Origin of the sequence: Salipiger sp. H15 (assembly GCF_040409955.1) — a bacterium.
GTDB lineage: Bacteria > Pseudomonadota > Alphaproteobacteria > Rhodobacterales > Rhodobacteraceae > Salipiger.
Genome location: NZ_CP123385.1, coordinates 1,211,539 through 1,225,377 on the forward strand (window position 1 = coordinate 1,211,539; position 13,839 = coordinate 1,225,377).

A 13,839-nucleotide genomic window follows, 5' to 3' on the forward strand; every position below is an offset into this window, starting at 1 on the left:
GGAAATTCCATGAATCTTATCCCTAGGATGGACCGGCTGGTCCTGAAAATTGGTGACATCTCCAGCCTGAGCTTCTTGCTGTGTCTGATACTGACGCTAAAAGAAGTTTTCTGGCGTTACGCGCTCGGTGCCCCATCGACCTGGGCGCAAGATGCCACGGCGATGCTATGCGCGATCGGCTTTTCGTTCGGTGGTGCCTATGCCATGGCCGAGAACAAGCACATCAAGGTCACGGTCTGTTACGACCTCTTTCCAAAGCCTTTGAAGACGCTGTGCGACAAGTTCGGCCTCTTGATCGGTGCGCTCTATCTGGCCGCTCTGGGCTACGGCCTCGGTGGCCTGATGTTCAGTGCAGTTTTTCGGTTCCCCAACGGTGAGTGGAGCCCGGAAAGCACGGTCGTGCCTCCCTATCTCCCCATACCCAGCGTGACCAAGACGACCCTTTTCGCAGGGGCGGTTCTGTTTTGCGTGGTGACTACCGTGAAGCTGCTGGCCGACAAGAAAGACCGCACCGATGATGTATGACCCCGCAATCATCAGCTATGTTCTGGGCGGAGCCGTCGTGCTGCTGCTCGTGCTGGGCATTCCTCTGGCGTTCTCGACCGGGTTTGTTGCCGTCGCAGCATCGATGCTGCTCATGGGGCCGAACGGCCTGTATATCATTGCGAGCCGGACATACTCCTTCTTCGACTCCTCGGCCCTTGCTGCTGTTCCACTGTTCATCCTGATGGCCTCCACCCTGGAACGGTCGAGCCTCGCACGAGATCTCTACCAGGCGATCTACATTTGGACAGCGCGCTTGCCGGGTGGCGTGGCACTCGTGACTGTCTTTGTCGGTGTCATCCTGGCAGCCGCCGTGGGTGTGGTCGGCGGCGAGATCGTGCTTTTGGGATTGATCGCTCTGCCGCAGATGCTCCGCCTGGGATATGATCGCAAGCTCGCGATCGGCACGGTCTGCGCCAGTGGCTCGCTCGGAACGATGGTTCCGCCGAGCATCGTCCTGATCTTCTACGGCATCAACACCAGCACCGATGTTTCTGCGCTGTTTAAGGCCGCTGTGATACCGGGGCTCTTGCTCGCCGTGATGTACTGCCTGTACATCGTGCTGCGGACGCTGCTGAATCCGCGTGTTGCGCCGCGGCCCTCGGTCGAGGAAATGCAGATTCCCCTCCGGGAAAAACTCAAGATCACGGCAGGTATCGTCCCTGCTCTGGCGGTGGTTCTCTGTGTGATGGGCAGCATTTACATAGGCATAGCATCGGTCACAGAAGCTGCAGCCCTGGGAGTGCTGGGCACATATATCGCGACGGCCATCCGGGGAGAGCTGAACATCGACGTCGTGCGCGGTTCGCTCAAGCAGACCATGTCTACCTGTGGCATGGTGTTGTGGTTGGTCGTCGGGACCAATGCGCTGATCGGGATCTATACCGTGGTCGGAGGCGTGGATTTCCTGCGCGACCAGTTTGCTGATCTGACGATCGCACCGATCTATGTCATTCTGCTGATGCTCGGCGTGTTCTTCATCATGGGCGCCTTCATCGACTGGCTTGGCGTGCTGCTTCTGACGATGCCCGTCTTTGCGCCTGTCGTTGCCGATCTGGGATACGATCTGGTCTGGTTCGGTATCCTCTTCAGCCTGACCATGCAGGCGGCCTATCTGACCCCACCATTCGCGCCAGCGGCGTTCTACCTCAAGGGCGTCGTGTCAGACGATATTTCGCTCGGGGAGATCCTGAACTCGATGTGGCCCTTCATTGCGGCGCAGCTGCTGACCCTGGCGCTGGTCCTCTTCTATCCGCCTTTGACAGGCCTGCTGAACTAGCCAGGGACTGAAATCTCCCGGCTTCTCGCCAAAAGAAAAACCCGGCCCTTTCGGGGGCCGGGTTTATCGTGACTGTTGGCCGGGGAGGCGAGACGTGCCGGAAGACGTCTCGGGCTGGTTCAGGAGGTGGTATAGATCGAGACGTTGTCCCAGCGGCAGATCTTCCCGTCGCGCACCGTCAGGAACTCAAAGGCACGTCCTGACTTGTGCGTCTCATCCGACCCGTCGTGGAAGCTGACCGTCGCATCGATGCCGACGACGTTGCCGGTGACACACCGGGCGATTTTCTTCAGGCTGTACTGGCTGAGCGACGCATAGCGGCTTGCCAGGAAATCCCGGACTGCGTCCTTGCCGTTCAGTTTGCCGTATCCGGCGTAGTCCACGGCAACATCATCCGTGAAGCACTCCATCATGATCGAAAGGTCGAGCGTTTCGAATTTCGCCACGATGCCATCGATCCACTGTTGTGCCTCGGGCAGATCGAAATCGGTCTCGATGTAGGGTGCAACATTGCCCGCTGTGTATTCAGTCATTCTCGATTCCTGGTCAAATTGAATTGGTCTGGAATTCTGAGACGGAACTGCACAGGTGGTAACGGCCACTTTCAGGCGCTGAAGGTGGCCACTTGCGTCGCCTGCCTATGCCAGCGCCAGGCCGAGAGACGATCAAACCAGTGACGTCATCCTTGCGATGAAACGCGTTGGCAAGCCTTCACTGCAGCTCCCCGGTCTGCCTTTGGGGAAGCGGCATGGTCGCCAAAGTGGTTCGCTTCACATGCCTGTAGTGGACCTTCTCGGATACCACATTGCGTCGCTAGGTTGCCGCTCAATCGACGAAACAGGAAAGTCCAATGTCCGAAAATCTCCCACGTGTGACATACACCGACAATCCGGCCGACATGACGCCGCTGCATCTGCATCTCGACAACGTGCTCGAGGGGCTGGATGATACTTATCTGGGCAAGGAGTTCGGACACTTCATCAACGGCGAGTGGGTCGCTGGCAGCAAGCACTATGAGGTGTACAGCCCGGCCGACAGCGCGCGGTTCATGGGGACGTTCTCCGACGCAACAGAAGCGGAAATCGATCAAGCCGTCACCGCGGCCCGGGCGGCCTTCGGAGAGTGGCGCACGGCGTCGTGGCAACAGCGGGTTGCCGCGATGCGCAAGGTGGCTGATGTGCTCGAAGAGCGGCGCCATGAACTTGGCATGATCATCCTCCACGAGGTCGGCAAATCCCGGATGGAGGCCATGGGCGAAGCCGAAGAAGTGCTCGCCTTCATCCGGTACTACTGCGACACCGTCGAAGAAAACCAGGGTTACGCTCACCCCAACCTGCAGTTGTCGTCGTCGGAGAGCACGTTCAATTGCTTCCGTCCTCACGGGGTCTTTGCCGTGGTGTCGCCGTTCAACTTCCCGGTGGGTCTGGCGACCTCGATGCTCACCGGCGCGATCCTTGGTGGGAATGCCGTGGTGCTGAAGCCCAGCCAGGCGAACGCACGCTCGGTTTTGTTCTTCGCCGAGGCGGCCCAGGCGGCAGGGTTACCGCAAGGCCTGCTCAATGTCGTGACGGGCGGTGCCGAGGCCGGCGAAGCGCTGGTATCGCATGCCGGGATCGACGGGATTGCCTTTACCGGCTCGCGCCGCGTTGGCATGAAGCTACACCGCGACGTTGCCAACGGTCCCTATGTCCGGCCCGTCATCGCAGAACTCGGTGGGAAGAACTCATCCTTCGTGACGAAATCCGCCAACCTGGCTGACGCCGCCAAGGGTGTGGCCAGCGCGGCGTTTGGTCTGCAGGGCCAGAAATGTACGGCCTGTTCGCGTGTCTTCGTTGAAAAGTCTGTCGCAAAGGAATTCGTGGAGCTTCTCCAGCGCGAGGCGGCCGGCATGACGATCGGCCACCCCACCGACAAGACGGTCTATCTGGGCCCCGTCATCGACGAGCGGGCAGGTCAACGCTACCTCGAGGCGGTGGCCGAGGCCGAGAAGGTTGGCACGGTCGCCTTCGGCGGCAAGCGCAAGACGGGCGGTGTCTTTGACCGCGGATGGTATCTGGAACCTACCATCGTGACCGGGGTGCCTTTTGATCACTGGCTCAATCAGGAAGAACTTTTCGTTCCCTTCCTCTCGGTGGTGGAGTGCGATGATTTGGCGTCTGCGGTCGAAGCGAGCAATCGCTCACCCTACGGATTGGGATCCGGCGTCTACACGCGGGATCAGGCCGAACTGGACTACTTCCTGAACCATATCGAAGCCGGGGTTCTCTACGCCAACCGGTCCAGCAGTGCCACGACCGGTGCCTGGCCGGGAGCACAGAGCTTCTGCGGCTGGAAAGGCTCGGGCCACACCGGAAAGGGCGGCATGGGGCCGAACTACATCACCCAGTTTATGCGGGAACAGAGCCACACGCTGGCCAAGATCGAAATGCTCTGAGCGGAACGAGGAAACAGGAGAACTTTATGAGCACGGAAAACGCACCGCAGGGCGAAGCCTTCGAGCGGACAGAACGTACCACGCTTACCCGGCGCGCCCATCGTGGCATCTACGACAAGGACTTCATCTACGACGTTCTGGATGGCACGTTCATGTGCAACGTCGCCTACCTGCACAACGGCTCGCCGATGGTGCTGCCCACAGGATACGGGCGGATGGGTGATTACATCTACATCCACGGCTCCAACAAGAGCACGATGCTGAGCTCCGCGTTGAGCGGCCAGGAGGTCTGCGTTCTCGTGACCCTCGTGGATGGTATCGTGCTGGCGCGTGCGCTCTACAACCATTCGGTCAACTACCGGACTGTCGTCCTCTATGGCGTGCCCGAAGAGGTGACCGATCTCGAAGAGAAGCGTGCCTCCTTCAAGGCTTACGCCGATCAGATCGTGAAGGGCCGCTATGAGGATGCGCGTCCGCCGAATGACAAGGAACTGGCCACGACGACCGTTATGCGTATCCCGCTGACCGAAGCCGTTGCGAAGATGCGCGCTGGCCCGGCGATGGACTTTGACAAGGATCTGGACCGGGATTGCTGGGCGGGCGAACTTTTCGTCAAGCAGGTCTTCAGCGAAGCTGTTCGCGACCCGCGTGGTGACCAGACCGCGCAGATGCCCGACTATGTCAAAAATTATGAGGTGCTCCCCAGCAAGGAACGCCAGGAAACCGAGAACACATCGGACAACGTCTGATGACTTCGGACGGGGCCGCTTTGCGCGGCCCCGATTGCATTTTCAAGACTTGCGGAAAAGCCTAAACCCCGAAGCGGGAGGCCGCTCCGCTCGCTAATTCGCCGACCCTGATGACCGCTCCCAAACATGAGCGAAGGTATCGATTCCGGCGCACCTCGAAAGGTATAGACATGGGCAGGATCCTGATCACGGGTGGATGTCTGATCGACCCCGCCAACGCGGTAGAAGGAGAAGCTGACGTCCTGATCGAGGATGGAAGGATCGTGGCTGTCGGCAGCAATATCGGGACAGCGGACGAAACGATTGACGCAACGGGGTTGATCGTTGCGCCGGGCTTCATCGATCTGCACGCGCACGGCCAGTCGATCCCCGCCGACCGTATGCAGGCTTTCGATGGCGTCACGACGACTCTGGACCTCGAGGCAGGTGTCTCTGACGTCTCGCCCTGGTACGACCACTGGGGCCGGACAGGGCGCGTCCTCAATTACGGGACCGCTGTGAACTGGGCGTTCACGCGCATCGGGGCTATGACCGGATTTTCGACCGAAGACGCACGCGAGAAGTCTCTCGAGGTGCTCGGTAATGCCATGGCAGATCGCCGCTGGATGGAAAACGTCGCCAATGAGAGCGAGCTCGCGGACATTCTGGCTCGCCTGGATCATGGGCTGAACGAAGGCGCATTGGGCGTGGGTATCCTGAACGGTTATGCTCCCGGTGCGGGCGTCCAGGAGATGACCGAAGTCTGCCGTGTGGCGAAGCGGCATGAGGTCCCGACCTTTACGCATATCGCCTTCATGTCGCAGCTCGATCCGGAGAGCGCCGCCGAAGCCTATATCCGCCTGATCGGATATGCGGGCGCGACCGGCGCACATATGCACATCTGTCATTTCGGCTCTTCCAGCAAAACCGATATCGAGCGATGCCGCGATCTGGTCCTGCAGGCGCAGGAGCACGGGCTGCCCATCACGCTGGAGTCGCATCCCTATGGTGTCGGCTCGACGGTTCTTGCCGCCGCCTTCTTCAGCGAGGAAAACTTCGAAGCCCGTCATGGGGTAGGCTACGATTCCGTCCAGCGGATGAGCGACGGGCATCGCTTCAGCACCCGTGACGAGCTGCTTGCAGCACAGGCGCAGGAGCCTTCATCGCTGGTGCTCTGGCACCTTCTCGATATCGAAAACAGCGCACATCATCGCAAGCTTCTGGACATGGCTGTCCTCTATCCGGGAGGCGCAATTGCCTCGGATGCGATGCCTTGGACGTTGGCCGACGGCAGTACCTATACCGGCGACGCCTGGCCGCTGCCGGAAGATGCCTTCGCACACCCCCGTTCCTCCGGCTGCTTCACGCGCTTCATCCGCGAGTGGGTGCGCGAGAGGAAGACCCTGTCCCTTTCGGAGGCTATCCGAAAATGCTCCACAATCCCGGCGGAGATCATGTCCGCGGGGACGCCTGCCATGCGAAACAAGGGCAAGCTCTCGCCAGGCGCAGATGCCGACGTGGTAATCTTCGACTTTGACAGGCTTACGGACCGCGCTGATTTTACTTCCATGAACCGCCCAGCCGAAGGGGTGCGGCATCTGGTCGTGAGCGGTCAGCTTCTGATCCGCGATGGCATTCTGGACGTCGAGGCACGGCCCGGCACGCCGGTCCGGCGCCCCCTTGCTCAAGCGCGCTGATAGTATCGACATGGCAGTTCCTATCCACCTCGTGACCGGCTTTCTGGGCTCTGGAAAGACCACGGCGATCAACCACATGCTTACGCATTCTCATGGCCGCCGGATCGCCGCCGTCGTCAACGATTTCGGGCAGATCAACATCGATGCAGAGTTGATTGCCGCAGTCACGGATGACGTGATCAGCCTCTCGAATGGCTGCATTTGCTGCTCGCTTGAAGGAGAGCTGATCCGGACGGTTTCCAACATCCTGAAACGCGATCCCAAGCCGGAGATGATTGTCATCGAAACAAGCGGTGTCGCCAACCCGGGTGATATCGTGCGAAGTCTGATGGATCCTTTCATCTGGCAGGAAGCCCCATTGGAGCAGGTCCTGTGTCTTGTCGATGGATCGCTGCCACTCGAAGACCTCAGCGATCCCTTGAAACAGAGCCAGTTGCAGGCCGCCGACCTGGTTGCCGTCACGAAGCTGGACCTTGCGGGCGCGGGGCAATTGGAGAAAATCACGGAGGGGGTAAAGGCAATCTCCCCTGTGAAGTCCGTCATCGCGGCACCACATGGCCGGATTCAGTCCGAGTTACTTCTGCCCATTGACCTAGAACAACCCAAGACGGAGCCGCGCGTACCGAAACAATCGGCGACCGGAGATCGCTTCGAGACGCGAATCTGGACGTCCGATCAGCCTTTGTCCATGCCGCGCTTCCGCCAGACGATCGAAAGACTCGCGCCGATTCTCCTGCGAGCCAAGGGCATGGTCGCTTTCGATCAGGTTGGTGAAAGCAGCATGGTGTTCCAGCTTTCCGGTGGGCGCGCAACATTGGCGCCCCGGCGCAAATCGACGCCACCTTTGACTAAAGATGCCGTGCGTATGGTGTTCATAGCAGAGAAAGGCGAACTTTCCCGGATCAATCTTGACGCGCTTATGGACGCCTGCGTTGCAGGCTAAGGGTTTTTCAGGCAATTCCAGATGCAGCAGGCTGATTGAGTTCGTACTTCTTCACGCGTCACGTCCTTCTTCGCGTCAAAGCCCGTCGGCGTGGTAGCAACTGCTGAGATCCAGCCAAGTCAATATCTGCTCCTCGCTTGAGTCCCCGTTCTGAAGACGATCACTGTCCGACAGGGGGCAGGCTCCACCAGTCGGAGGGTTCGTGGTCCTGTCCGGCAGCACAGATCACCATGAGCATGTGAGCCGCCAGTTCGCCCTTGCGCTCCGCACGGTGGGGGAGCGAGGAGTCCAGCATGATGCTATCGCCCTTATGCAAGCGGTGAACATCTTGGCCGATGTAGAAATCGATTACCCCATCAAGAACATAGCAATATTCCTGACCTTCGTGGGAGACGAGCGTTCGCATCACCTCGTCTTCCGGGAAGATCAGGTGGAACACCTTGAAGTCATTCAGGGGTTCCTTTCCCCCCAGCAGCAGCCAGTTATAGCCGGTGGCGGCGAATTCGTGCTCTTGGTCGCCGGAGCGGGTGATCTGCACCCGCGACGGTTCGGCCGGTCGGGAGTCGCTCATCAGGTCGTCGAGGCCGACGTTGAGAATCTTGCACAGCTGCAAGAGCGTGGTCACGCTAAGTGCGGTACTGCCCCTTTCGATCCGGGAGAGCGAACTTTCGGACATCCCGGATTTCTCCGCGACTTCGGACAGCGTCTTTTTCTGCGCCCGACGGGCATTCCTGAGGCGATCGCCGATCTGAAGCACCGCAGCATTGAGAAGATCATCTTCCACTTCCCGCGTTTCCCTAGAGAGGCGGGTTGCGCTCTGTGCAGCCTGCGTCGTTCGTGTCTTCACCATGGTGTCCTTCACGTCTGGCCTTGCATGTTTGGCCGGGCAGGCCGGCGCTCAGACTATCGCGGTGATGGACCACTGGCAACGAAGACCCTTCGGGAAACTTGCGTCAGCTGGCAGAGTTTTTAGATGCCATTTCCTCGGCGTTGCACCCTGACGGGCGCGGAGTGCCTCGCGGCCAACGCAAGGGGGGCAAGAGGCGACTTCGCCTAAACTTGCATCACAAGCAAGAACGATCTGACATAAATCTCATTTGGCGCAAGTTCATGCTTGACCGATTGACGCTGGCCTTGCTGTAACTCTCACAGAAACAAGGAGGGCATCATGCCAGAAGACGTCATCAAGAGTTTGCATGAGGTGCAAGACCTAGCAGAGGCAGTGATGGTTGCGCAGGGATTTTCAGAGGCGCAGGCAGGGGCGATTGCTCGAAATGTGACCGGTGCGGAGCGGGACGAATGCCGTCACCACGGGCTCTTCCGGGTGGCATTCTACGTCAACACCCTTCGCGCCGGGCAGGCATCCGGTACCTGTGTTCCGGAACTATCCAGACTGGCGCCTTCGGTTCTGCGCGTGGACGGAAAATACGGCTTCTCGCCACTGCCGCAGGAAACCGGCCACGACGCGCTGGTCGAACTGACCCGCGAACATGGCATCGCTGCGCTGTCGATCAACAACGCGCATAACGTCGCCGCGCTTTGGCCCGAAGTGGAGCGTCTGGCAGAGGAAGGGCTGAGCGCCATGGCCTTCGTGGCCGCCGCCCCCTACGTCGCGCCCGCGGGGGGGACAAGGCCGCTTTACGGCACCAACCCGATGGCATTCGGCTGGCCGCGGCCGAACAATTTGCCGCCGGTCGTCTTCGATCAGGCGTCCAGCGCCAGCGCGCGGGGCGAGATCCAGATCCGTCTGCGTGATGGAAAGAGCCTTCCCGATGGATGGGCGATCGACGCAAAAGGCCAGCCCACCAATGATCCGCGCGCCGCTCTTGAAGGCGCGCAGCTGCCCTTCGGCGGGGCCAAGGGCGCTTCCATCGCGATGATGGTGGAGCTGCTTGCGGGTCCGCTTCTGGGCGATCTTCTGAGCTTCGAGGCCGGGGAGAAAGACAAGGCCCGCACCGGTGCCCCCTGTGGCGGGGAGCTGATCATCGCCATGGATCCGGCGCATTTCGTGCCAGGCAAGGACCGCGATGCGCAACTCGCGCATTCTGAAAAACTGTTCAGGAAGATCCTGGAGCAGGATGGCACCCGGCTGCCGTCGATGCGCCGCTACGAGGCGCGCAAACGCACTCAAGCGGAAGGCGTCCGGATCCCGAAGGTTCTCTACGAGAGTCTGATGGTCCTGAAGGAAGGCGGCTATTCCGCCGAGCGCCAGAGCTACGAAGGCGATCACATCGCATCCTGAGACCGAAGGACGGAGAGCTATCATGACCTATGAAGTGACAGAACGCACGACGGTCAAGCGTCGGCCCGAGCGGGCACATTACGATCGGGATCTAGTACATTCCATCATCGATGAGGCCTTGGTCGCCCATATCGGATTTGTCGATGACGCGGGGGTTCCCCGCGTCATTCCCACGGCAATCTCGCGCCGGGGAGAAGAGGTTATCATCCATGGCAGCACCAAGAACCACTTGATCACCACCCTGGCCAAGGGTGGCACCGCTTGTATTTCCGTAACCCTGGTGGATTCGATTGTCGCCGGCAGGTCGGGGTTCGGGTGCAGCATGGATTACCGGTCTGTGGTGCTTTATTCTCAGGCCGAGGTCGTGCCGGATACCGAGAAAGCGGCCTATCTGGAAGCACAGGTGCAGGATCTGATTCCGGGCCATGTGATCCGTGAACACCGCCCGAACGAGCTGAAGGCAACGATGGTGCTGCGGTTCCCGATTGCCGAGGTCTCGGCCAAGGTACGCGACGCCGGCTGCCTGGATGTCGAGGAAGACTATGCGTCGGATCGTTGGGCAGGCCGCTTCCCTGTCTCCACGGTGATTGGCCCGGCAGAGAACTGTCCGCGGCTTGGGCCGCAGGTCGCCATTCCCGAAATTGCTGCCGGTCTGCCGCCACGCGGCCGCTAAGCACCGGAACGGATCAGAAATACATGACCCTGTTTTTGCAGTACGTGGTCACCGGTGTCGCCACCGGTGCCTTCCTCCTCCTTGCGACTTTGGGATTTTCCCTGACCCGGCGCGTGGAGGGGTTCCTGAATATCGCGCATGCCAACCTTCTTGGCGTGTCGGCCTTTACCACCTGGGGGCTCAACGTACCGGGGGGCTGGCCTATCGTTCCGGCAGCCCTGGCCGGAATCCTCGTGACCGCAGTTGCAGGCCTGATAATCGGCCGGATCGTCTATGATCCGATCCGCTCGTATGGGCCCGCGATCCTGCTGATCACCTCGGTCGGGGTGTCCTATGTGCTGGGCGGCCTCATGCATGCCGTGATCGGCACGGGGATCCGGACGCTGGACATTCCGCTGGCCAGCAGCATCCGGTTCTGGGGGCTTCGCATCACGGATTACCAGCTTCTGGTAATCTGTCTGGCGGCCCTGACAAGCATCGGTCTTGCGCTTTTCATGAGCAGGACAAGCACCGGTCTGGCCATCAGGGCAATGTCGGCCAACCCCGAGCTTGCCGCATCGCGCGGGATTGACGTGCGGCGGACAAGCCGCGCCACCTGGTTGCTGTCCTCGGGCCTGGCCGGTCTGGCAGGCGTGATGCTGGCCGTCATCGCGACGCTGTCCACCGACATCGCCTTCCACCAAATCCTTCAGATCATTGCCGTCGCCATCCTGGCGGGTCTGGGGTCGCTCTACGCAGTGATCGCGGCGGGGCTGATCGTGGGCATCGCCATGGATGTCTCGGTCTTCTGGATCCCTGCGGGTTACCGGCCGCTCATCGCCTTCGCGGTGGTGATCCTGGTGCTGCTTCTGAAACCCAATGGCCTTGCTGGGGAGAAACGCACATGATCGCCGGACTGCTGACTGCCACAGTACAATTCGGTGCCCTTTTCGCCGTAATGACGGTGGCGCTGAATCTGCAATATGCCCGCGCTGGCATGATCAACTTCGGCACGGTCGCCTATTTCGCTGCCGGCGCCTACGCCTACGCCATCTTCACGCAGGACCCGCCCAGCGGGCTGGATCAGTATGCCCTCGGGCTGGGACTTTCGCCGTTTGCCGGGTTCATCGCCGCCGGGATCGCCGCGATTGTCTTTGCCTTGCTGACCGGCTGGCCCACGCTGCGGCTCCGGGGCGAATACCTCGCGTTGACCACCTTTGCCTTCGCCGAAGTCCTGCATTCGCTGCTTCTGAACGAACGCAGCATCGGCAACGGGTCTGTCGGTCTGACCAATGTGGAACGCCCTGCCGATCTGATGCAGGGGCTGGGTGACAACGCGCAGTATGCGCTCATGGCAACGCTCTTGCTGATTGCGACCGTGCTTCTTAGCCGGCGTCTGCTGACCTCTCCCTACGGCCGGCTGGTCGATGCGGTGCGTGACGACGAGGTTGCCGCCGAAGCTGTTGGCCGCGATGTCCGTCGCGTACGGCTTGAGGTCTTTGTGCTATCTGCGCTGCCGATCGGCTTTGCCGGTGCGCTTTACGCGATGATCACCACGCTCGTCTCTCCGGCGATGTTCACTTCCGAGGTAACCTTCTTCGTCTGGATCGCTCTCGCACTGGGCGGTGAACGCACGATCCTCGGGGCCATTGTGGGCACCTTCGCCCTGGTCTTCTTTCAGGAAGTCGTCCGGATCGTTCCCTTTGAGACGGTCCGGGGGGCGCAGCTTGCCGCCTCTCTGGAAGAAGTCGTTACGGGAATTCTTTTCATCCTGGTGCTGCGGCTACGTCCGTGGGACCGCCTGAAGTGGAGGACCGCCGCATGACGGACCAGAACATCCTGTCCCTCAAAGACGTGGTGCGCGATTTCGACGGGCTGCGCGCGGTCGGCGGAAAGGACGGTCTGACCTTCGACGTCTCCGCCGGCAAGATCCTCGGGCTGATCGGCCCGAATGGAGCCGGCAAGTCCACCACCTTCAACCTGATTTCCGGGGTACTCAAACCGACGTCCGGCAGTGTGCGCTTCAACGGCACCGACCTGGCCGGGCTGCGGCCCAGCGACATCGCCTCGCTGGGACTGGCGCGGACCTTCCAGACCCCGCGGGCTTTCACCTCTCTCAGCGTGCTGGACAACGTGCTGGTCGGGCTGGCGCATTCCCGCGAAGGGCTGCTGCCCGGTATCCTGGGCACCTGGCAGCGCCAGGATGCAGAGGAGCGCGAGCAGGCGCTGCATTGGCTGGACCGTCTGGGTCTGGCGGGGCTGCGCGATCAGGACGTCACCAACCTGTCAGGCGGTGAGCTGCGCATGCTGGAAATCGCCAGGCAACTGGCGCGCGGTCCCCGAGCGTTGCTTCTCGATGAACCGACCGCAGGACTCGACTCGACCTTCCAGGAGCGTCTGCTGTCCATCCTTCAGGGTTGTCACGCAGAGGGCATGACCCTTGTCATCGTCGAGCACAACCTGCCGTTCATCCTCGAGCTGGCGCAGGACATGCTGGTCCTGCAAAACGGCGCCCTTCTGGCGCGCGGCACGCCTGAGGACATCCGGCGAGATCCCATCGTCATCAAGGCCTATCTGGGAGATGAACATGAAGCTTGACGTCAAGGATCTGGTGGCGGGCTACGGCAAACTGATGGTGCTGCACGATGTCGGCTTCTCCGCCGAACCCGGAGAAATCACCTGTGTCCTGGGTCCGAACGGCGCAGGCAAATCCACCCTGATGAAGACCATTGCGGGGCATTTGCCCGTCAGCGGGGGAACGATCGTCCTCGATGGGCGTCGCGTGGACGGTCAAGGCGCCCTGACACTGGCCCGCGCCGGGATCGGCTACGTCGCACAGGAAGGCAATACTTTCGCCGAACTCAGCGTGCGCGACAATCTACAGGCTTCAGCCCTGGCCTATGAAGGCACGGGTGCGCGGGTCAACGATGTGCTGTCGCGCTTCCCGATCCTGAAGGAGCGCGCCCGTCAAGCGGCCTCCACCCTGTCGGGCGGCGAGCGTCAGACTCTGGCCATTGCCAATGCCCTGATCGCTGGACCTCGCCTGCTGATCCTCGATGAGCCCACGGCAGGGCTGGCGCCCATTTTCGTCGACCGGATCGTGGCCTGGGTCCGCGAGCTGGCAGAGAACGGAATGACCGTGATCTGGGTCGTGGAACAGGACCCGAAGAAGGTTCTCCAGGTGTCGAAGACATCCTGGTTCCTCGAATCCGGCCGCGTCCGGGCGACCATGCCGAGCGCACAGCTGCTCGAACGCGGTGCTTTGCAGGAGCTTCTTCTGCAAACCAGCTGACCAACCAAATAAGCCAGGCACCCCACGTG

Annotated in this window: 14 protein-coding genes; 12 read left to right on the forward strand and 2 right to left on the reverse strand. The window is 60.9% G+C overall.

Features of this window, described 5'->3' with window-relative positions:
- The first annotated feature begins 9 nt into the window (after positions 1 to 9).
- A complete protein-coding gene (locus tag PVT71_RS19950; RefSeq protein ID WP_353474202.1) occupies positions 10 to 525 on the forward strand; it encodes a TRAP transporter small permease in 516 nt (171 codons plus the stop codon).
- Positions 515 to 1,822 (forward strand): TRAP transporter large permease subunit, encoded by a 1,308-nt coding sequence (locus PVT71_RS19955; RefSeq protein WP_353474203.1) that lies wholly within the window; start codon positions 515 to 517, stop codon positions 1,820 to 1,822. Before PVT71_RS19950 ends, PVT71_RS19955 begins: the two co-directional genes overlap by 11 nt.
- A 119-nt stretch (positions 1,823 to 1,941) precedes the next feature.
- On the opposite strand, the gene PVT71_RS19960 is transcribed toward PVT71_RS19955, so the two are convergent.
- On the reverse strand, positions 1,942 to 2,355 hold the full coding sequence (locus tag PVT71_RS19960; protein ID WP_224917279.1) for a nuclear transport factor 2 family protein: 414 nt from the start codon (positions 2,353 to 2,355) through the stop codon (positions 1,942 to 1,944).
- Between the two features lie 317 nt (positions 2,356 to 2,672).
- Between PVT71_RS19960 and PVT71_RS19965 the strand changes: the two genes are divergently transcribed.
- The 4 genes from PVT71_RS19965 to PVT71_RS19980 all read left to right on the forward strand — a co-directional run bounded on the left by PVT71_RS19965 (position 2,673) and on the right by PVT71_RS19980 (position 7,624).
- A complete protein-coding gene (locus PVT71_RS19965) occupies positions 2,673 to 4,256 on the forward strand; it encodes an aldehyde dehydrogenase family protein (RefSeq protein ID WP_353474204.1) in 1,584 nt (527 codons plus the stop codon).
- 26 nt (positions 4,257 to 4,282) lie between these two features.
- Complete coding sequence (locus tag PVT71_RS19970) at positions 4,283 to 5,005, forward strand: pyridoxamine 5'-phosphate oxidase family protein (protein ID WP_353474205.1); 723 nt, start codon at positions 4,283 to 4,285, stop codon at positions 5,003 to 5,005.
- A gap of 170 nt (positions 5,006 to 5,175) precedes the next feature.
- A complete protein-coding gene (locus tag PVT71_RS19975; protein WP_353474206.1) occupies positions 5,176 to 6,681 on the forward strand; it encodes an amidohydrolase family protein in 1,506 nt (501 codons plus the stop codon).
- 10 nt (positions 6,682 to 6,691) lie between these two features.
- Positions 6,692 to 7,624 carry a GTP-binding protein gene (locus tag PVT71_RS19980; RefSeq protein ID WP_353474208.1) on the forward strand — a complete coding sequence of 311 codons (933 nt, stop codon included), beginning with the start codon at positions 6,692 to 6,694 and terminating at the stop codon, positions 7,622 to 7,624.
- Positions 7,625 to 7,784: 160 nt separating this feature from the next.
- Here the strand turns inward: PVT71_RS19980 and PVT71_RS19985 are convergent, their stop codons facing one another.
- Positions 7,785 to 8,486, reverse strand: a complete 702-nt coding sequence (locus tag PVT71_RS19985; protein ID WP_353474209.1) for an XRE family transcriptional regulator — start codon at positions 8,484 to 8,486, stop codon at positions 7,785 to 7,787.
- A 306-nt stretch (positions 8,487 to 8,792) separates the two neighbouring features.
- Between PVT71_RS19985 and PVT71_RS19990 the strand changes: the two genes are divergently transcribed.
- Genes PVT71_RS19990 through PVT71_RS20015 form a run of 6 tightly spaced genes read left to right on the forward strand, consistent with a single transcriptional unit; the run spans position 8,793 to position 13,810 of the window.
- Complete coding sequence (locus tag PVT71_RS19990; RefSeq protein WP_224917291.1) at positions 8,793 to 9,866, forward strand: Ldh family oxidoreductase; 1,074 nt, start codon at positions 8,793 to 8,795, stop codon at positions 9,864 to 9,866.
- Positions 9,867 to 9,888: 22 nt separating this feature from the next.
- Positions 9,889 to 10,539 (forward strand): pyridoxamine 5'-phosphate oxidase family protein, encoded by a 651-nt coding sequence (locus tag PVT71_RS19995; RefSeq protein WP_224917293.1) that lies wholly within the window; start codon positions 9,889 to 9,891, stop codon positions 10,537 to 10,539.
- Positions 10,540 to 10,562: 23 nt separating this feature from the next.
- On the forward strand, positions 10,563 to 11,426 hold the full coding sequence (locus PVT71_RS20000) for a branched-chain amino acid ABC transporter permease (protein WP_353474211.1): 864 nt from the start codon (positions 10,563 to 10,565) through the stop codon (positions 11,424 to 11,426).
- Positions 11,423 to 12,343: a branched-chain amino acid ABC transporter permease gene (locus tag PVT71_RS20005; RefSeq protein ID WP_353474213.1), complete on the forward strand. Its 921-nt coding sequence runs from the start codon at positions 11,423 to 11,425 to the stop codon at positions 12,341 to 12,343. The genes PVT71_RS20000 and PVT71_RS20005 overlap by 4 nt, the downstream gene beginning before the upstream one ends.
- Entirely contained in the window at positions 12,340 to 13,116 is a 777-nt protein-coding gene (locus PVT71_RS20010) for an ABC transporter ATP-binding protein (protein WP_353474214.1), read from the forward strand. The genes PVT71_RS20005 and PVT71_RS20010 overlap by 4 nt, the downstream gene beginning before the upstream one ends.
- Positions 13,106 to 13,810: an ABC transporter ATP-binding protein gene (locus tag PVT71_RS20015; protein ID WP_224917301.1), complete on the forward strand. Its 705-nt coding sequence runs from the start codon at positions 13,106 to 13,108 to the stop codon at positions 13,808 to 13,810. Before PVT71_RS20010 ends, PVT71_RS20015 begins: the two co-directional genes overlap by 11 nt.
- Positions 13,811 to 13,839: the final 29 nt, after the last annotated feature.